19 protein-coding genes are annotated in these 19,359 nt (G+C 59.8%); 9 read left to right on the top strand and 10 right to left on the bottom strand.

What is annotated here, in order from left to right; genetic code table 11:
* Positions 1-42: 42 nt before the first annotated feature.
* From rsmI to gshB, 3 genes are all read left to right on the top strand, one after another.
* Positions 43-900 (top strand): 16S rRNA (cytidine(1402)-2'-O)-methyltransferase, encoded by an 858-nt coding sequence (gene rsmI / locus ACR0NW_RS16805; protein ID WP_480451441.1) that lies wholly within the window; start codon positions 43-45, stop codon positions 898-900.
* A gap of 1 nt (position 901) precedes the next feature.
* On the top strand, positions 902-1,273 hold the full coding sequence (locus ACR0NW_RS16810; RefSeq protein WP_480451439.1) for a YraN family protein: 372 nt from the start codon (positions 902-904) through the stop codon (positions 1,271-1,273).
* Between the two features lie 61 nt (positions 1,274-1,334).
* Positions 1,335-2,267 (top strand): glutathione synthase, encoded by a 933-nt coding sequence (gene gshB / locus ACR0NW_RS16815; protein ID WP_480451437.1) that lies wholly within the window; start codon positions 1,335-1,337, stop codon positions 2,265-2,267.
* Here the strand turns inward: gshB and ACR0NW_RS16820 are convergent.
* The 4 genes from ACR0NW_RS16820 to cobU form a co-directional block, all read right to left on the bottom strand.
* Entirely contained in the window at positions 2,264-3,778 is a 1,515-nt protein-coding gene (locus tag ACR0NW_RS16820; protein WP_480451435.1) for a YifB family Mg chelatase-like AAA ATPase, read from the bottom strand. The two genes, gshB and ACR0NW_RS16820, sit on opposite strands and share 4 nt — an antisense overlap.
* A gap of 76 nt (positions 3,779-3,854) precedes the next feature.
* Positions 3,855-4,547 (bottom strand): glutathione S-transferase, encoded by a 693-nt coding sequence (locus ACR0NW_RS16825; RefSeq protein ID WP_480451434.1) that lies wholly within the window; start codon positions 4,545-4,547, stop codon positions 3,855-3,857.
* 58 nt (positions 4,548-4,605) lie between these two features.
* Positions 4,606-5,184 carry a histidine phosphatase family protein gene (locus tag ACR0NW_RS16830; RefSeq protein ID WP_480451432.1) on the bottom strand — a complete coding sequence of 193 codons (579 nt, stop codon included), beginning with the start codon at positions 5,182-5,184 and terminating at the stop codon, positions 4,606-4,608.
* Entirely contained in the window at positions 5,181-5,687 is a 507-nt protein-coding gene (gene cobU, locus ACR0NW_RS16835) for a bifunctional adenosylcobinamide kinase/adenosylcobinamide-phosphate guanylyltransferase (protein WP_480451656.1), read from the bottom strand. Before cobU ends, ACR0NW_RS16830 begins: the two co-directional genes overlap by 4 nt.
* A 118-nt stretch (positions 5,688-5,805) precedes the next feature.
* On the opposite strand from cobU, the gene ACR0NW_RS16840 reads away from it, so the two are divergent.
* From ACR0NW_RS16840 to ACR0NW_RS16860, 5 genes are all read left to right on the top strand, one after another.
* Complete coding sequence (locus ACR0NW_RS16840; RefSeq protein WP_480451431.1) at positions 5,806-6,684, top strand: RNA polymerase factor sigma-32; 879 nt, start codon at positions 5,806-5,808, stop codon at positions 6,682-6,684.
* Entirely contained in the window at positions 6,681-7,508 is an 828-nt protein-coding gene (locus ACR0NW_RS16845; protein ID WP_480451429.1) for a ChaN family lipoprotein, read from the top strand. Before ACR0NW_RS16840 ends, ACR0NW_RS16845 begins: the two co-directional genes overlap by 4 nt.
* A 78-nt stretch (positions 7,509-7,586) precedes the next feature.
* Positions 7,587-8,783, top strand: coding sequence for a bifunctional phosphopantothenoylcysteine decarboxylase/phosphopantothenate--cysteine ligase CoaBC (coaBC, locus tag ACR0NW_RS16850; RefSeq protein WP_480451428.1), 1,197 nt, complete (start codon positions 7,587-7,589; stop codon positions 8,781-8,783).
* A 53-nt stretch (positions 8,784-8,836) separates the two neighbouring features.
* A complete protein-coding gene (gene dut, locus ACR0NW_RS16855) occupies positions 8,837-9,292 on the top strand; it encodes a dUTP diphosphatase (RefSeq protein WP_480451426.1) in 456 nt (151 codons plus the stop codon).
* Positions 9,292-10,341 (top strand): HesA/MoeB/ThiF family protein, encoded by a 1,050-nt coding sequence (locus ACR0NW_RS16860; protein ID WP_480451425.1) that lies wholly within the window; start codon positions 9,292-9,294, stop codon positions 10,339-10,341. The genes dut and ACR0NW_RS16860 overlap by 1 nt, the downstream gene beginning before the upstream one ends.
* 89 nt (positions 10,342-10,430) lie before the next feature.
* Here the strand turns inward: ACR0NW_RS16860 and ACR0NW_RS16865 are convergent, their stop codons facing one another.
* Entirely contained in the window at positions 10,431-11,642 is a 1,212-nt protein-coding gene (locus tag ACR0NW_RS16865) for a trans-sulfuration enzyme family protein (RefSeq protein WP_480451424.1), read from the bottom strand.
* A gap of 143 nt (positions 11,643-11,785) precedes the next feature.
* On the opposite strand from ACR0NW_RS16865, the gene ACR0NW_RS16870 reads away from it, so the two are divergent.
* The gene (locus ACR0NW_RS16870; RefSeq protein WP_480451423.1) at positions 11,786-13,801 is read left to right on the top strand and encodes a M3 family metallopeptidase; all 2,016 of its coding nucleotides are present in this window, start codon (positions 11,786-11,788) and stop codon (positions 13,799-13,801) included.
* A 68-nt stretch (positions 13,802-13,869) separates the two neighbouring features.
* Here ACR0NW_RS16870 and ACR0NW_RS16875 read toward each other — a convergent pair whose 3' ends face one another.
* The 5 genes from ACR0NW_RS16875 to mreC are packed head-to-tail and all read right to left on the bottom strand — an operon-like array spanning position 13,870 to position 19,329.
* Complete coding sequence (locus tag ACR0NW_RS16875) at positions 13,870-14,802, bottom strand: 2-hydroxyacid dehydrogenase (RefSeq protein ID WP_480451421.1); 933 nt, start codon at positions 14,800-14,802, stop codon at positions 13,870-13,872.
* Positions 14,803-14,818: 16 nt separating this feature from the next.
* Positions 14,819-15,958, bottom strand: coding sequence for a rod shape-determining protein RodA (rodA, locus tag ACR0NW_RS16880; protein ID WP_480451419.1), 1,140 nt, complete (start codon positions 15,956-15,958; stop codon positions 14,819-14,821).
* Positions 15,955-17,901, bottom strand: a complete 1,947-nt coding sequence (gene mrdA, locus ACR0NW_RS16885; protein WP_480451418.1) for a penicillin-binding protein 2 — start codon at positions 17,899-17,901, stop codon at positions 15,955-15,957. The genes rodA and mrdA overlap by 4 nt, the downstream gene beginning before the upstream one ends.
* Positions 17,898-18,434 (bottom strand): rod shape-determining protein MreD, encoded by a 537-nt coding sequence (locus ACR0NW_RS16890; RefSeq protein WP_480451417.1) that lies wholly within the window; start codon positions 18,432-18,434, stop codon positions 17,898-17,900. The genes mrdA and ACR0NW_RS16890 overlap by 4 nt, the downstream gene beginning before the upstream one ends.
* Positions 18,427-19,329 (bottom strand): rod shape-determining protein MreC, encoded by a 903-nt coding sequence (mreC, locus tag ACR0NW_RS16895; protein ID WP_480451415.1) that lies wholly within the window; start codon positions 19,327-19,329, stop codon positions 18,427-18,429. The genes ACR0NW_RS16890 and mreC overlap by 8 nt, the downstream gene beginning before the upstream one ends.
* Positions 19,330-19,359: the final 30 nt, after the last annotated feature.

A 19,359-nucleotide genomic window follows, 5' to 3' on the forward strand; every position in this document is an offset into this window, starting at 1 on the left:
GTTGAGCCGCGATAATAAACGTCACGCAGAGAGGGTCCAGCTTTGAATTTCCAAAAGGTCAGATTGGACCCCGGGCTGTATTTTGTCGCCACTCCGATCGGTACGGCGCGCGACATTACGCTCAGGGCGCTGGATATTCTGGCCTCCGCAGACCTGATCGCAGCCGAAGACACACGCAGCCTGCGCAAGCTGATGGACATTCACGGCGTTCCATTGGAAGGCCGTCGCATTCTGGCTTATCACGATCACAGTGGACCCAGCGCGCGCGGTAAAATCCTTGAAGCTTTAGGTCAGGGTTTATCCGTCGCCTACGCCTCCGAGGCCGGAATGCCACTGATCGCCGATCCGGGTTATGATCTGGGTCGGCAGGTGACTGAGGCAGGCCATTTGGTGACCTGTGCACCGGGACCTTCGGCGGTTCTTGCCGCGCTGACTCTGGCTGGTCTTCCGACGGATGCGTTCTTTTTCGCGGGCTTTCTTCCAAACGCCTCTGGCGCACGGCGGTCCCGGCTTGAGGCATTGCGGCAGATACCGGGAACGCTTGTGTTCTACGAATCCCCGAAACGCGTTGCTGCCAGTCTGGCGGACATGTCTGAAACTCTGGGCGGGGATCGCCACGCCGTGCTCTGCCGCGAGCTGACCAAAAAGTTCGAAGAGACGCGGCGCGGAACGCTTGCCGAACTGGCCGCGCTATATGGCGATGCAAATGTCAAAGGCGAAGTTGTCCTGCTGGTGGATCGCGCCCATTCGCAAAGTGTTAACGAATTGGACATAGAAGAAGCTCTGAAAACGGCTTTGGAAACGCATTCGGTTCGGGATGCGGCGGATCTGGTTTCAAAAATGTACGATCTGCCGCGCCGTCCCGTATATCAACAGGCCCTGAAACTGGGAAAAGGATGACATGGCGCAGCGATCCGTTCAGGGCTCAAGGGCGTTTCACGCGGGGCAGGCTGCTGAACTGAGCGTTGCGTCAGAATATGAAAGACGGGGCTATCAGATCGCACATCAGCGCTGGCGCGGCGCGGCTGGTGAAATAGATCTGATTTTCAGGAACTCCGAAGGTCTGGTGTTTGTCGAAGTCAAAAAGAGCGCCAGTTTCGAAGCGGCAGCAAACCGGCTGGCCAGGCGTCAAATGAGACGTATATACGACGCGGCGGCGCAGTATCTGGCGCAGGAACCGCAGGGCCAGCTTACGAATGTGCGCTTTGATGCAGCGCTGGTGGATGCGGTCGGAAACATACAAATCATCGAAAACGCCTTCGGGCTGGACTGATCGCCATTGAACCCTCAGCAATGCTACGCCATGTAACGGGCGTGGATTTGAGGGACTTGCCATGAAAATCGCCTTTCAGATGGACCCGATCGGGGCTGTGGACATCAACGCGGACAGCTCGTTCCGCCTGGCAGAAGAAGCGCAGGCGCGTGGGCACACGCTGTTTTTCTATGGGCCGGACCAACTGGCCTATCAGGAAGGTCGGATCACCGCGCGCGGTCAGGACATGACAGTGCAGCGTATCCCCGGCGACCCGGCTGTTTTGGGTCCCGAGCGCGAAGTTGATCTGGCCGATTTTGACGTGGTGTGGCTGCGGCAGGACCCGCCGTTTGACATGCACTACATCACCTCCACCCATCTGCTGGACCGTCTTCAGGGGCAGGCACTGGTGGTGAACGATCCGTTCTGGGTGCGCAATTATCCCGAAAAACTGCTGGTGCTGGATTTCCCCGACCTGACGCCGCCGACAACCATCGCGCGGGATTTGCAGACCATTAAGCAGTTCAAGGAAAAACACGGCGATATCATCCTGAAGCCGCTTTACGGAAACGGGGGCGCTGGGGTATTCCGGTTGGATGCCAATGATCGGAACCTGACTTCCCTGCACGAACTTTTCACCGGATTCTCGCGCGAACCTTTGATCGTTCAGAAATTTCTGCCTGATGTCCGCAATGGCGACAAACGCGTCATCCTGGTGGACGGAGAGCCGGTCGGCGCGATCAACCGGGTTCCTGCCGAGGGTGAAACACGCTCGAACATGCATGTTGGGGGTCGCCCGGAAAAAATCGGCCTGTCGGAACGCGATCTGGAGATTTGCGCCGCAATTGGTCCGCTGCTGAAAGAGAAGGGGCAGATATTCGTCGGGATCGACGTCATCGGCGACTACCTGACCGAAATCAACGTGACCTCACCGACCGGCATTCAGGAGCTGGAGCGGTTCAATGGCATCAACGTTGCCGAAAAGATCTGGCAGGCGATTGAAGCCAAAGTCTAAGCTATTGCCGAGGCGCTGATGCGAAAACTCAGCGCCTCGGCAACATGTGGGCGGCGCACATCCGGCGCTCCGTCCAGATCGGCGATGGTGCGGGCCACACGCATGATGCGGTGATACGCACGGGCGGACAGGCCGAACCGGTCCGCCGCTTTCAGAAGCAGTTGTTTGCCTTCTTCGTCCGGGGTCGCAATCTCCTCAAGCGCCTTGCCTTCGGCATCCGCGTTTTGTCGGATTGTCGGATTGTCCTCGAACCGCATTTCCTGAATGTCCCGCGCTTTCTGAACGCGGCGCGCGACGGTTTCCGAACTGTCGCCGGATGCAGGGAGGTCCAAATCGGTGAATTCGACGGGTGGCACTTCCAGCCGCAGATCGAAGCGGTCCATCAACGGGCCTGATATCCGGCCAAGATAGTCCTCTCCACAGGAGGGCGCGCGTGAACAGGCGCGATGGGGATCGGTCAGATACCCGCATTTGCACGGGTTGGCAGCGGCGATCAGCATGAAGCGGCAGGGGTATTTCACATGTGCGTTCGCCCTTGCCACCATGACCTCGCCGGTTTCAATCGGTTGCCTGAGTGTTTCAAGAACGGTTCTTGGAAACTCGGGGAATTCATCCATGAAAAGCACGCCATTATGGGCCAGCGAAATCTCTCCGGGTTTTGCCCCTTTTCCGCCGCCGACAATTGCCGCCATCGACGCCGTGTGATGCGGTTCGCGAAATGGGCGGGTCCGGCTAATGCCGCCTTCGTCCAGCAATCCGCACAGAGACTGGATCATCGACGTTTCCAAAGCCTCCACCGGGGTCAGCGGCGGCAGAATGCCGGGAATGCGTGCAGCCAGCATGGATTTACCCGACCCGGGTGTGCCGATCATGATCAGATGGTGCCGCCCCGCTGCCGCGATTTCGAGCGCCCGTTTGGCCCTTTCCTGCCCCTTCACATCGCGCAGGTCGCGCGGGCAGGGTGTCAGGTCGACTTCGCCGGGCTGGGCAACGGCCAGTGGCGACTGGCCAGAGAAATGCCGGACGACATCCCCAAGCGAACCGGCGCCGATGACCTGTGTGGCATCGACCCAGGCGGCCTCGGCGCTGGAGGCACGCGGGCACAGTAGAATGCGCGAGTCGGTGGCCGCCGTCATCGCGGCGGGTAACGCCCCGACAACCGGCATCAGTGAGCCATCCAGCGACAATTCCCCCAACGCCACAGCACTTTCGGCCGCATCAAAAGGGATGATTTCCAACGCAGCCAAAAGCGCCATTGCGATGGGCAGATCGAAATGGCTGCCCTCTTTTGGCAGATCGGCGGGCGACAGGTTGATAGTGATGCGTTTCGAAGGCAGCGCGATCGCCATTGAGTTCAGCGCGCTGCGAATCCGGTCACGCGCTTCCGAGACGGCCTTGTCTGGCAGGCCGACAATGGAAAATGCCGGCAGGCCCGGCGATACCGCGCACTGAACCTCGACCGGGCGGGCGTCGACCCCCTGAAATGCGACTGTATGGGCGCGGGCGACCATGATTCCCCTGCTTATGGTTAACAGGTGATTGCTGCCATGGTCGCGGTTTAAGAAGCGTTAACGCGGAACTCAGCTCTTAGGCAGGTACCGGGTCAGGCCATGGTCGCACGGCGGCATCTACCGGATAGGGGAACGGATCATAGGTGATCTTCAGTGCCTCTTCCCGCCACTGTACGACCGCCGGATCAGCCAGCAGGGTATGGCAGTAGTCCAGAGCGTCGGATGAGACCGGCAATCCATATCCGACAATTCTGGCGGCCACCGGAGTGTAAAACACATCCGCCAGCGAGTAGCGCCCGAACAACGGACCCTTTTGTGCCCCAGAGACGGACCGGGCGTGCCGCCACAGGGCTTCGACGCGCTCAAGATCCGATCGGGTTTCGGGTGATGGCGAATACCCCGTGTAGCAGTGCAGCAGTTGCATCGGGCATTCTGCCCGCAACGCGGAAAATCCACCGACCATTTCTGCGCACAACCACCGCGCCGTTGCCCGAGCTGACGGATCGTCCGGCCACAGCCCGGCATCCGGATGCTTTTCGGCCAGCGTTTCGGCCATGGCAAGGCTTTCGCCGACAACCGTTCCATCCGGCAGGCGCAGGGCGGGTACAAGCCGGGCGGGGGCAAGTGCTTCCATATCCCGGGCCATGGTGCCGGAATACAATCCAACCATATGAGTGCGGTACGGGATGCCGAATTTCTCGAGCATCAGCCACCCACGCAGGGACCAGCTTGAAAACAGGCGGTCGCCGATAAATAGATCGTAAGTCATGGGGCAAGAATGAGTGCTGTTGCACAGACGGTAAAACGGTATTTTGTGGGCACCGGCATCACGGGCGATGATTGATCCTGCCCACAGACCAGCCATCGTCGGATTTCGTCAGGTCGGTGACCGACAGATTGTCGATCCGGTGCGAAAATGCCTGATACGCATCCAGTTTCAACGCCCGCTGCACCTGCGTCAGGATGACTCCGAAATGGGCGACGACGATCAGGTCTTTGCCGGTGTGATCATCAATCAGAGCGTCAATCGCCGCATCAACCCGCGTGCAAACGTCGTTCCAGCTTTCGCCATCTGGTGGTCTGACCTCGCCCGGTGATTCCCAGTATGCCCGCGCAAGTTCGGGGTCTTCGGTCTCGATATCGTTGAAGGTCCGCATCTCCCACTTTCCGAAATGGATTTCCCGTAAGTTTCGATTATGCGGCAACCGCGGACGGTTTCCCAGAATTGCGGTGGCGGTATCGACCGCGCGGCAAAGGTCGGAGGAAACGACAGTAGCCCTGTTCGGCAGATAAGATTGCAGGCGCGCGATTGCGGCACGGTCGCTTAGGTCGGCAGGCAGATCGGACCATCCAACCATGGTTTTGGCATGTGTCGGACCATGCCGGACCATGTGCAAACGGGTCACGGCAATTGCCCCTTCAGAACCAGTGGCAATCCGGCAGTCACCTGCACAACCAGATCGGCCTGCGCCGCCAGGGCAATGTTCAGCCGTCCCTGAGCCTCGCGGAACTTGCGGGCAAGGGCGTTGTCCGGAACGATGCCCTGTCCGACCTCGTTCGAAACGATAACGACCCGCGCCCGGCACGTGGCCAGCGCGTCAAGCAGGTCTGCCTGCGCCTGTTTCAGATCGCTGTCTTCCATAAGGTGATTATTAAGCCACATGGTCGCGCAGTCGATCAGGCAAATCTGTTTATCGTCCAACTTCGATAATACCGGTCGAAGGTCCAAAGGGGCCTCGATTGTCGTCCAATTGGGTCCGCGTTGTGCAATATGCTGCACAATCTTTAATCGCATCTCATCATCAAACACTTGTGATGTAGCGACATAAATCTGATCTTTCCCATGTGAAACAACGAGTTGCTCCGCAAATGCGGACTTTCCCGAAGCTGCCCCACCAAGAATTAACATTAAATCGGGATGCACTTTTATTACCTTTCTAGTGATCCACCCGGTTTCGACCTGCGTATCGACCACAGACGCGCATGGCAAGACCGGTAGGTACGCCTGTAGTATGGGGGAGAACGGCATGGCACTGGACAACCCGCGAGACCTGTCAATTTCGCGACAAGCGATGAAGGCAGAACTGCTCGATGCGGAAACCGAACTGCGTCTGGCCTATGCGTGGAGAGACCAGCGCGACGAGCAGGCCCTGCACCGCCTGATAAACGCGTATATGCGACTCGCCATTTCCATGGCGGCAAAGTTCAAACGATATGGTGCGCCTATGAACGACCTGATTCAGGAGGCCGGGTTGGGCCTGATGAAGGCCGCTGACAAGTTCGACCCCGACAGGGGCGTACGTTTTTCGACCTATGCGGTGTGGTGGATCAAGGCCAGCATTCAGGACTATGTCATGCGCAACTGGTCGATGGTGCGCACAGGATCGACATCTTCGCAGAAATCCCTCTTCTTCAACATGCGGCGTGTACAGGCCAGGCTTGAGCGCGAGGCGGCGACAGATGGCGTGAATCTGGACAAGCACCAGCTTCATCAGATGATCGCGGCGGAAATCGGTGTGCCTCTGCGCGATGTCGAGATGATGGAAGGGCGGCTTTCGGGATCGGACTTTTCTCTAAACGCAGTGCAGTCCACCGAAGAGGACGGGCGCGAGTGGATCGACATACTGGAAGACGAAAGAGAGCAGGCGGCGGAATTCGTCCAGCACCGTCACGACACGAAACAACTGCGCGAGTGGCTGCTGTCGGCAATGCAGGCGCTGAACGAACGCGAACGTTTTATTGTGCGCGAACGCAAGCTGCGCGAACCGGCGCGGACGCTGGAAAGTCTTGGGCAGGAGTTGAATCTGTCGAAAGAGCGCGTGCGCCAGCTTGAGGCGGCAGCCTTTACTAAGATGCGGAAGAACCTTGAAGCTCAATCGCGCGAGGTGCAACAGTTCTTCGCATGAGACATCTTGCGATTCTGGTTTGCACCATTCTGAGTTTTTCTGCCGTTCCGGCCATGCCGGTCCTCGCATCAGAACTGATACCTGACGACGTTCTTCAGGAAATGAAGTCGGCGGATGTCGTGATTCTGGGCGAAACCCATGACAATCCCCAGCATCATCTGGTGCAGGAAGAGGCGGTCGGGGCCATCTCACCCACCGCTGTAGTTTGGGAAATGGTGACCGAAGAGGGCGCGGAGCGTCTGAATCAGAAGGCGGTTTCGGACCCCGAGGAACTGGCGCGGATTTTGAGATGGGCCGAACTGGGATGGCCGCCGCTTACGATGTATCTGCCGGTGTTCAAAGCGTCGCAGGCGCCTGTCTATGGCGCCATGGTCCCGCGCGAGGCTGCCAAGGCCGCGATGGAACGCGGCGCGGCCACCGCGCTTGGTGCAGATGCCGCACGCTTTGGCTTGAATATTCCGTTGCCGCCCGAAGATCAGGCCGCGCGCGAAGCGGATCAGCAGGCGGCACACTGCAACGCACTGCCGCCCGAAACGCTCCCGAATTTTGTGGCCATTCAAAGGTTGCGGGACGCGGTTCTTGCCCGCGCCGTTCTGCGCGCGGTCGAGGAAACGGACGGACCGGTTGCCGTCATCACCGGAAACGGTCATGCCCGCAAGGACCGTGGTGTCCCCACCTTTCTGTCGCGTTTGCAACCGGGCCTGAAGGTCTTTGTCTTGGGTCAGTCCGAAGATGGCGTGGTCGAGGGTGAATTCGATGCCGTAATCGACAGCCCTGCCGCCGAACGGGAAAACCCCTGCAAAGCGTTCGAAGCACAGGACTGACAGGTCCGGAATATCCGCTGGAAGAATTTGGCACCGTTGCCTAATGTCAGAACCGAGCGGATTTAGGAAAGGCTGGGCATGCTTGCGTCCAAACGTATTCTGCTGATCATCGGCGGCGGTATTGCGGCCTACAAGTCGCTGGATCTGATCCGGCGGTTGAAAGAGCGGGGCGCCTCGGTCACTCCGGTTCTGACCCGCGCGGCGGAAGAGTTCGTGACGCCCCTGTCCGTTTCCGCGCTGGCGGGCGAAAAGGTGTATCGCGATCTTTTCGATCTGACGGACGAGGCCGAGATGGGGCACATTCAGCTGTCCCGGTCTGCCGATCTGATCGTCGCGGCGCCTGCCACAGCGGATTTGATGGGCAAGATGGCAGGTGGTCTTGCCGGTGATCTGGCCTCGACGCTGTTAATGGCAACCGATACGCCGGTTCTTCTGACACCCGCCATGAACGTCCGCATGTGGGAACATCCCGCGACACGGCGCAATCACCGGCAGCTTATGGCGGACGGAATTCGGTTTGTCGGTCCGAACGAAGGTGACATGGCCTGTGGTGAATATGGCCCGGGGCGCATGTCTGAACCGCTTGAGATCGTTGCGGCGATCGAAGCGGCCCTGGCGGAAGGGCCGCTAACGGGCAAACGTATTCTGGTCACGTCTGGCCCCACGCACGAGCCGATTGATCCTGTGCGCTATATCGCGAACCGGTCCTCGGGTGCGCAGGGCACCGCTGTTGCACGAGCGCTGGCAGCGCTGGGCGCCGACGTGATCTTTGTGACCGGTCCCGCCGATGTGGCGCCTCCCGATGGGGTCGAGGTAGTCCGTGTCGAGTCCGCACAACAGATGTCCGACGCCGTGGATGCGTGTCTGCCGGTTGATGCCGGGGTGTTTGCCGCGGCGGTGGCAGATTGGCGGGTGGCAAGCGCCTCTGACCGGAAGCTGAAGAAAAGCCGGGACGGATTGCCGGTTCTGGAATTTGCCGAAAACCCGGACATTCTGAAGCGTGTTTCACAATTGGACAAAGGCCGTCCCGCACTGGTGGTTGGCTTTGCCGCCGAAACGGACAATGTCATCGAACATGCAACGGCAAAGCGGGCACGCAAGGGCTGTGACTGGATCGTAGCCAATGACGTCAGCCCCGCGACCGGGATCATGGGTGGATCCGAGAATGCCGTCGTTCTGATTACCGGTGACGGGCATGAGGAATGGCCGAGAATGGGCAAGGATGCGGTGGCCAAACAGCTGGCGCAAAGGATCGCGACCGCACTGGTCGGATAGCGGGTTTATGTCCGGCAGTGAGTTTTGGAAAAGATAGAACAAGGGGCGCTGGAATGGTTGCAATCCGCGTGATCCGCGAAGAAGGGACCGACCCGGATGTCGCCCTTCCTTCGTATGAAACTTCAGGTGCGGCTGGCGCCGATGTCCGGGCCAACTTTCCGGACCGGATGCCCGTCGTGCTTGATCCGGGGCAACGCACTCTGGTGCCGACCGGCTTGCGGATAGAAATCCCGGCAGGTTACGAGGTTCAGGTGCGTCCCCGATCCGGACTGGCGCTGAAACACGGGATCACCCTGCCGAACACGCCGGGCACCATCGACAGCGACTATCGCGGCCCGCTTGGCGTGATTGTCCTGAATGCCGGGCACGAGCCTTTCGAGATCGCCCATGGTGAACGTATTGCCCAGCTTGTGGTGGCCCCGGTAGTGCAGGCCGCCTTCGAGCTCGTCGATGGTCTGGGTGATACCGTGCGGGGGCAGGGCGGTTTCGGCTCGACCGGGCGCGGCTGATGCTGGCGGTTCTTGTCGTTGCGGCCGCGATTTGGGGTCTGGGATACATTGCGGGCGTGTCCAGACCGGCGCGGGCAACCGCGGTTGCGATCCTGCTGGCCGGGGTGGTCCTTGCGCAGCTGATATTGCCCGACGGACACCCGCTGCGCGAAGCGACCGGGGGATCGGCGGCGATCTGGCTGATCCTGGGTGGTTTTGCGTTGCTGGCTCTGCTTTATAGCAGGCTGCTGAAGGCGCTGCGCAACCGGGCGGCATCTTCCCCGATCAAGGAGCCTGCTGTGCAATCAGATAAATTCAGTGATACGGAACTGGAGCGGTATGCCAGACATATCGTGTTGCGTGAACTAGGCGGCCCCGGTCAGAAGCGGCTGAAGGCGGCGCAGGTTCTGGTGATCGGCGCAGGCGGTCTGGGCGCGCCGGTCCTGCAATATCTGGCCGCTGCCGGTGTGGGAACCATCGGTGTGATTGACGACGATGTAGTTGAAAATGCAAATCTTCAGCGTCAGGTGATTCACCGGGATGCCGATATCGGAATGCCCAAGGTGTTTTCAGCGCAGCAGGCTATGGTGGCGCAGAACCCGAACGTGATCGTCCGACCCTATCACCGCCGCCTGACTGATGACATCGCCGCCGATTTGTTTGGCGACTATGATCTGATCCTGGACGGCACCGACAATTTCGAAACCCGCTATCTTGCCAACAAAACAGCCGTCGCGCTTGGCAAGCCACTGATTTCCGGCGCTTTGTCCCAGTGGGAAGGGCAGCTGAGCGTCTTTCATCCCGCAGGCGGCAGCCCGTGCTATCAGTGCATTTTCCCCGAAGCTCCAGCTGCCGGGCTGTCTCCGTCCTGCGCCGAGGCCGGGGTGATTGCACCACTTCCTGGCGTTGTCGGATCAATGATGGCGGTTGAGGCGATCAAGCTCATCACCGGGGCCGGGCAGCCGCTGTTGGGTGAGATGCTGATTTACGATGCGCTTTATGGCGAAAGCCGCAAGATTTCACTCTCCAACCGCACCGATTGCCCGGTCTGCGGTCAGGTCAAAGGTTAGGCGGTACCGCCGCGCGCCCTAGCGCGCGGCCACGCCCAACCCCGCCAGGACGCATCTTTGATGCAGCCACGAGGGCGGGAGCATCCGGTTTACCCGAGCGCTCGGTCCAGATCGGCAATCAGATCTTCGGCATCCTCCAGCCCGACCGACAGCCGGAAAATCCCGTCGCCTGCATAGGCGCGATAATCCTCTCGTTGCGCGCCCTGCAACTGAAAGGATGTGTCCATCAGGCCCTCGGTTCCCATCCAGAAAATCAGACTACGGTGATGGCCCAGAGATACTGCATAGTGAATGACCTGCAACCGCTCGATCATCTGCTGTGCAATGCGTTCCCCGGTTGCGGCGTCACCGACCTGAAACGAGATCATGCCCGATGTGTTCGACATCTGTCGCGCCGCCAGTTCCGACTGCGGGTGTGAGGCCAGCCCGGGATAGATCACCTGCATCACGCGCGGATCGGCCTCCAGCCATTCTGCGACGGCCTGCGCCCCGGATTGGTGCGCTTTCATCCGCAGGGGCAAGGTGGCTGCGCCGCGCGCGATAAGCCACGCGTTGAACGGCGACAGAACGCCGCCGTGATGAATTCCGGCTTCGGCCCGCATTTTCGCGATCAGTTCCACCGGTCCCGCCACCGCTCCGCCCACCGCGTCGCCATGCCCGCCGATATATTTGGTGGTCGAATGCATGGTCAGATCCACACCCAGCGCCACGGTGTCCATTCCGATCGGAGAGGCAAAAGTAGCATCGCAACTCATCAGCGCGCCTGTCTGTCGCGCGAGTTCGGAAATCGCGGCCAGATCGGTCAGGCGCCCAATCGGGTTCACGGGCGTTTCCATGTGGATCAGGCGCGTATTGGGACGAATCGCAGCGGCAACCGCGTTCAGGTCTGACATGTTGACTGCGGTGACCTCGATCCCCATGCGCGGCAGTGTTTCCCGGGCCAGTTCGGCAACACCGGCATATGAGACATCCGAAATGATCAGATGATCCCCGGCGGACAGAAAGGTGAAAAAAATCGCCGCCGCCGCTGCCATGCCCGATGCGGTGGCAAGACAGGCTTCGGTGCCCTGCAGGGCCGCGATCTTTGTTTCCAGCCCCGTCACCGTCGGGTTAGCCCAACGAGAATAGACATAAGGGCTGTCCGGGGTCAGATCATGCGCAGAAAACCCGGCCACGTCTTCGGAAATATATGTCGAACTCATGTGGATCGGCGGGGCCGACGCATTGGTCGAAGGATCCGGCGGATCACCTGCATGGATTGCGGTTGTCATGATCCCGGCGGGGCGATTGGGCTTGCTCATATCCTGTCTCCTCATTTCCTCCGAGCCTGCTTGCCGCTGGGGGCGGATGCAAGCTGTACAGCGACAGAATTTGTCGGTTCACCCTCTTGGGCTCTGGACCATTTCCCAATGCCTTCCTAGCTTGACGGGCAAAGGAGAACCCCATGACCAACCCGATCCTGTCCAACTGGGATACCCCGTTTGAACTCGCACCGTTTGCCAAAATTTCGGATGAAGATTATACGCCCGCGCTGGATCAGGCGCTGAAGGCGCATAACGTTCAGATCGACGCGATTGCTCAAACTGATGAACCTCCGACTTTCGCCAACACGATCGAAGCACTGGAAGCTGCCGGTGAAGAGCTGGATAAGGTCCTGTCCGTGTTCTTCACGGTTGCCGGGGCGGACAGCAATCCCCGACGCGAGGAATTGCAGCGCGATTTCTCGCCCAAGCTGGCTGCACATTTCGCGGCGATTTCGTCCAACAAGGCGTTGTTTCACCGAGTGGCAGACCTTTGGAACCGGCGAGAGGACCTTGGCCTGACGGCCGAGCAGGACCGGGTTTTGATGCTGACACACCGGAGTTTCGTGCGCTCTGGTGCGGCGTTGCAGGGGGCAGACGATGAGCGCATGAAGCAGATCATGTCCCGGCTGGCGTCTCTGGGCACGTCCTTCACCCAGAACCTGCTGGCGGATGAACGCGATTGGTTCATGGAGCTGACCGAGGATGATCTGGATGGTTTGCCGGACTTCGTTATCAATGCTGCCCGTGCCGCGGGGCAGGAAAAAGGTGCCGATGGGCCGGTCATAACCCTGTCCAGATCGCTGATCGTGCCGTTCCTGCAATTTTCGCCCCGCCGTGATCTGCGTGAGGTGGCGTATCGCGCCTGGGTGGCGCGCGGGGCGAATGGTGGTGAGACGGACAATCGCGACATAGCGGCCGAAACTCTGTCGCTTCGAGAGGAACGGGCCAAGCTGCTGGGCTATGAAAACTTTGCCGGGTTCAAGCTTGAAACGGAAATGGCCCGAACACCGGACAAGGTGCGCGCGCTTCTGATGCAGGTTTGGCAGCCCGCGAAACAGCGTGCCGAGGCGGATGCCCAAGTTCTGACGCAGATGATGCAGGCCGATGGCGTCAACGGCCCTCTGGAGGCTTGGGACTGGCGATACTACGCGGAAAAGCGGCGCAAGGCTGAACATGACCTGGATGAGGCTGCACTAAAGCCATACCTGCAACTGGATCGGATGATCGAGGCTGCTTTTGCCTGTGCCAACCGTTTATTCAGGCTTGAGTTTGCGCCACTGGATGTGCCGCTTTATCATCCGGATTGCCGGGCATGGGAAGTAACCCGAAACGGCCAGCACATAGCGGTTTTCTTAGGCGACTACTTTGCCCGTGGTTCCAAACGATCAGGCGCGTGGTGCAGCGCGATGCGCAGCCAGGCCAAATTCCCGAAGGTACAGGCGCCCGTCGTCATCAACGTCTGTAATTTTGCCAAGGGCGATCCTGCTCTGCTGTCCTATGACGATGCGCGCACGCTGTTTCATGAGTTCGGCCATGCACTGCATCAGATGCTGTCCAATGTCACATATGAGAGCATCTCGGGCACAAGTGTGGCTCGTGATTTCGTGGAACTTCCAAGTCAGCTTTATGAGCACTGGCTGGAGGTTCCCGAGGTTTTGGGTGAGTTTGCAACCCATGTAGAAACGGGCCAGCCAATGCCGCAGGATATGCTGCAGAAGGTTCTGAAGGCGGCAAATTTTGATCAGGGGTTCCAGACAGTCGAATATGTGGCCTCGGCTCTGGTCGATCTGGCCTTTCACGATGGTCCGGCCCCAGCTGACCCGATGGCAAAACAGGCCGAGGTTCTGGCCGAAATCGAAATGCCCCACGCCATTGGAATGCGGCATGCGACCCCGCATTTTGCTCATGTGTTCGCAGGCGACGGCTATAGTTCCGGTTACTACAGCTACATGTGGTCCGAAGTCATGGATGCCGATGCCTTTGCTGCCTTTGAAGAGGCGGGCGGTGCATTCGATGCCGAACAGGCGCGGGCGCTGGAGGAGAATATTCTGTCAGCCGGTGGATCGAAGGAAGCAGAGGATCTGTATCTTGCCTTCAGGGGGCGGTTGCCCGGTGTCGAAGCATTGCTGAAGGGGCGCGGGCTGATTGAGGCCTGAAGGGTTGGCGCCTGCGGCGGGGTATTTTTTAGCAAGAGAAAGGGGCGCGCGCCCCTTCCGGCATGTGGTCAATAACCCAGATTCCTGTCTACCAGATGCAGAAGAGGGGCGCCTGTCTCGTGCCTGCGGATGTTCTCACAGATTACCTGCGCGGCGGTGGCGGGGCGTGTTTCCGACGCGATATGCGGAGTGACAGTCAGGTTTGGATGTGCCCAGTAGGGGTGGTCGCGCGGCAGCGGTTCTGTTCGAAAGACGTCAAGCGTGGCATGGCCGATCTGGCCGTCATTCAGCGCTGACAATAGCGCGTCGTCATCTATCAGGGGACCGCGTCCCGGGTTGATGATCGTTGCGCCACGCGGAAGCCAGTGCAAGGTTTCCGCGTTCAGAGTATTTTCGGTAGAAGACGTGTTGGGCAAAAGCAAAACGGCGATCTCTGCCTGGCCCAACGCCTGACGCAGACCGTCCGGACCGTGCAAGCACTCGACACCGGGGATGTTTTTAGGCGTTCGGCTCCAACCAGTGACGCGGAAGTTCAGGGCAGACAGGGCCCGGGCCGATGCCTCGCCCAACGCGCCGAGCCCAAGCACGCAGACGGTGCGGTCCGTTGCAAGCGGAGGAACGTCCTGACGCCACTCGCCGTTCAGCCCGTGGATATGGGCATCCATGCCCAAGTGATGGCGCAGGACATGGCCCACGACCCATTCGGTCATTCCCTGCGTCAGGCCGTGATCAACCATCCGCGTGAGTGGAACGGTCAGGGTTTCGTTATCGGCAATGCTCTCGACCCCGGCCCACAGGCTCAGCACCGCCTTGAGGCGCGTGAAGGGCCCGAAATCGCGGAGCCCGCCATTTGGCGCATAGACCACATAGTCGACGTCTTCGGGTGGGAATTCAGTTCTCAGTGTGAAATCCAGGCCAGCATCGGTCAGGCCACGCGTCAGCAGAGGCTGGTAGACCGGCCAAAGGGCAGGGCGTGCGGAAAACAGGATGTTGATGGGCATTGGCCTGACCTTTTCATCAGCGTGGGCGATGGACGTTTGCGCTTTGTACGATGCCGAAGGCGGCCATGAGGACCAGCATGGCCGACCCGCCATAGCTGACCATGGGCAGTGGGACACCTACAACCGGGGCAAGCCCCATGACCATCGACATGTTCACGGCAAAGAACAGGAAGAAATTCAGAGATATGCCGAGTGTCACCAGCGACGAAAACCTATCTTTTGCGGCCATTGCCGTGAACAGGCAGAAAATCAGGATCAGAGCATAAAGGACAAGCAGCGAAATACCCCCGACAAAACCGAATTCTTCGGCAAGGGTGGTGAAAATGAAGTCTGTGTGCTTTTCCGGCAGGAAGTTCAGGCGGGACTGGGTTCCCTGCATGAACCCACGCCCGTTCCAACCGCCCGACCCCAGCGCGATCTTGGACTGCGTGATGTGATAGCCCGCACCCAGTGGGTCGGTCGATGGATCGAGGAAAGTGTCGATACGCCTGAACTGATAGTCCTTGAGCAATTGCCAGTCGGTGCCGCGGCTTTTGAAGACAGCGGTGATCAGCCCGCCCACAGCTGCGATGACCGCAGCAAAATAGGCCCAGTGCACGCCCGCAAGGAACATGAGGCCACCCCCTGCGGCAAGCAGCAGAATGGATGTGCCAAGGTCCGGTTGGCGCAATACCAGCAGCGTGGGAAGGATGATCAGAAAAACGGGGATCAACACCCAGAGCGGGCGCGAGGTCTTATGTTCGGGAAGCCAGTCGTAATAGGCTGCAAGCAGCATCACCAGCGTCACCTTCATCAGCTCAGATGGCTGCAGACGCATGAAGCCCAGATCGATCCAGCGCTGGGCGCCCATCCCGACGGTGCCGACAAGATCGACTAGGACAAGCAGACCGATGGAAACCAGATAGGCCAGAACAGACATGTTCCGCCAGAACCAGATCGGCACCATGGCAACGATGAACATCGCGGCCAGCCCGATACCAAACCGCTCAATCTGGGGCTCGGCCCACGGTGTCCATGATCCTCCGGCGACCGAATAGAGCATCAGAAAACCGGCGCTTGCCACACTGATCAGCAACAGCGTAAGCGGCCAGTTCATGTACAGAATCTTGCGGAACCCCGACGGCGTGGATTTGACGGCGTATTCAAGATAGCTCATGCGCGGTCCTTTTCGTCAGGACGCGCTTTGGGGCGCCGGTCGCCTTCCAGTTTCTTTTGCTGTTCTTTTATGCGTTCACGGTCGCCCGTCGGATAAGCCTCAAGCGGCGGTGTACCGCCATAAAGGGCTTGCAGCATCACATCCCGAGCTACCGGAGCCGCAGCCTTGGATCCGCCTCCGCCGTGTTCGACCACGACCGATATTGCATATTTTGGTTTGTCGAACGGTGCAAAGCAGACAAACAGGGCGTGGTCACGACGCTCCCACGGCAGGTCTTCGTTGCGGATCACACCGGCGGCGCGCTCGGCGGCGGTGATGTTGCGGACCTGGCTGGTGCCGGTTTTGCCTGCCATGCGAAATTCATCGGCGATGATCCGGCTGCGATACGCGGTGCCGCGACGGTCGTTCGACACCGCATACATCGCCTGTTGCACCTGCTGAAGGTTATAGGGGTTGATGTCCAGCGGCTCACCCGCACCCGAAGGCTGTTCGATACCGTTGACCGATCGCACCAGTCGAGGTGTCACCGCGCGGCCCGTGGCAATGCGGGCGCTCATCACTGCCAGTTGCAGCGGAGATGCCAGCATAAAGCCCTGTCCGATGGAGGCGTTAGCAGTGTCGCCCACCAGCCAGTCCTGACCGTGAACGCGCGATTTCCATTCCTGATTTGGTGCCAGCCCCTCGGCCACAGCGGACATCGGGATGTCATGACGGATACCCAGCCCGAATTTACGCGCCATCTCGGAAATCTTGTCGATACCGACACGCAATGCGACGTCGTAATAATACACGTCGCAACTGCGCTTGAGAGAGGTCAGCAGATCGACCATGCCATGGCCGCCCCGTTTCCAGCAGTGGAAACGTCGGCTGCCGACCTTGAGGTAACCGGGGCAGTAAACGGTATTGCCGGGGCTGACCACTCCGGCCTCCAGCGCCGCCAATGCTGTGATCATCTTGAAGGTTGAGCCGGGCGGGTAGGTGCCCTGCACCGTCTTGTTGGCCAGAGGGCGGTATTTATCCTGCGTCAGCGCGCTGTAGTCGGCGACTGAAATACCGCGCACGAACAGGTTAGGATCAAAACTGGGCGACGAGCTGATGGCGCGGATGTCTCCGGTTTCGCAGTCCATCACCACGACCGCAGCACTTTCGCCGCTCAGCCGGGCCTGCGCATATTGCTGAAGATCGGCATCGACCGACAGCTGCAAATCCGCACCGGGCTGACCTTCGCGCCGGTCCAGTTCCCGCATGACCCGACCGGTTGCATTAACTTCAACCCTTTTGGCGCCGGTCTTTCCGCGCAGATTGTCTTCCTGTTTCGCCTCCAGCCCGACCTTGCCGATCTGGAACCGGGGGATACGCAGAACCGGTTCGGGGTCGGTCATCTGGCTCAGGTCGTAATCGCTGACCGGGCCCACATATCCGACGACATGGGCAAAATCCTCGTAGCGGGGGTACTGGCGGGTCTGACCAACCTCGGGTGTAATGCCCGGTAGAGCCGGGGCGTTGACGGCCACTTTCGAGATGTCTTCCCAAGTCACCTGATCGGCCAGCGTCACAGGCAGAAAGGGGGCCGAGCGGCGCATCTCGTTCCGGGCGCGCTCGATTTCATCTTCGTTCAGCGGGATGAGGCGGGACAGGTTGGCGATTACCTGATCTACATCACCGGCATCCTCGCGGACGATAATGATGCGGTAGGATGGGGAGTTCTGGCCGATGATCTGACCGTTGCGGTCATAAATCCGCCCGCGTGTTGGCGGGATAAGGCGTATGTTGACCCGGTTTTCCTCGGCCAGCAGGCGGTACTGATCCGCCTGATCGACCTGCATGTACCGCATCCGCATGGCCAGCGCGCCAATAAACCCGGCCTGAACGCCCCCAAGAACCAGCGCCCGGCGCGAGAAGCGCTTGTAAACCCGACCTGCTTCTTTGGGATTCCGTTTCATGCCCGACCTCCCAGTGCCTCGGAAGCGGATGCCGACAGTCTGCGCACCCCAAGAACGTTCTGAGTAATCAGGATTGCAATCGGATAGACGGCGATCGTCATCGCAAGCTGCACAACTGTTGGCCAAAGGGCGGCTTGTTCAACCGACAACAGTGCAAGGATCACGCGGTTTGCAGCGAATATGGCCACAAGCACAACGCTGACGGAGCTCCACTCCGCCGCGAAACCCCCGTCGCGCATTCCGGGCGCGGCGGATCGCAAGTAAGCCGATCCCCCGACCACCAGCGCAGCCATTAGGCCGGGCGGTCGTTGCAGCAGCAGATCGGCCATCAGCATGACCGCCGCGATACTGAGTGTCGGCACGTAATCGGGACGGCGCAACACCCAAGCCATCGTCAGGGCGATCAGAAAATCGGGAAACGGCCATCGATCCGGCTGCGTATCAAGCGGCAGCAGATGAAAAAACAGGACCAGCATCGCCAGACAGACGTATAGTCCGCGCATAAACCAGAGATGCGTCTGATGTTTATCCATCTGCGGCATCCTCTGACGTCAGAGTGGCCTCGGGACGAACCGGTCCGACGATCCCGCCTGGATCTCGGATCGGTTCAGCTGAGTGATAGCGCAGCACGCGCAAGAACTCCAACCGTTCGAAATCAGCCGAAAGGCGGACGCGCAGTCGGCCCCCAGGGTCCATCGCGACCTGACCGATCAGCAGCCCGGCAGGGAAAACGCCTCCATCGCCCGACGTAATTACCCGGTCGCCAGGACGAACGAGTTCGCGGCTCTCAAGAAATTCGATGGCGGGTGAGGGCGTGTTATCCCCGGTGACAAGTGACGTCTGGCCGGACGGCTGAATGGTCGCGGGTATCGCGCTTGAGGCATCGGTCAGAAGGATCACGCGCGATGTGTCCGGACCAACACCGGAAATTCGACCCACCAGCCCGATACCGTCCATTGCGGCCCAGCCATCGACGATGCCGTCGCGGCTGCCGACATTCAGCACAACGGATTGCCGGAACGGAGAGCCGCTGTCGGCCATCACCACGCCGGTCACATAGGTCAGGCGTGGATCAAGTCGCACATTGTTCAGATCCAGAAGCCGCGCGTTTTCCTGTTCCAGCTGCAACGCCGCTTCCTTCCAGGCCCGCATCTGCCGCAATTCGCTGCGCAGTTCCCGGTTCTGTTCGCTCAGCCGCTGGTAGCTTTGGAAATCCCTGACCAGATTTACACCTGCCGTGACCGGAACCATGGCCCATTCCATCGACGGCACCACCTTGTCGACGACCTGAGCGCGAAAACGTTCGACCCGTGGGCTGTCGATCCGCCAGACAAGGAAAATCCCGACAAGGCATAGCAGGACAATCCCCAGAAGCAACCGGCGCAGGGGGGCGGTATAGTCCTCGCGCTGTGAACGGTCCTTTGCCACAGGACTCCTTCCGGTGCTGCTCGCGCCGTG

The organism is Ruegeria sp. CF5, assembly GCF_056537325.1.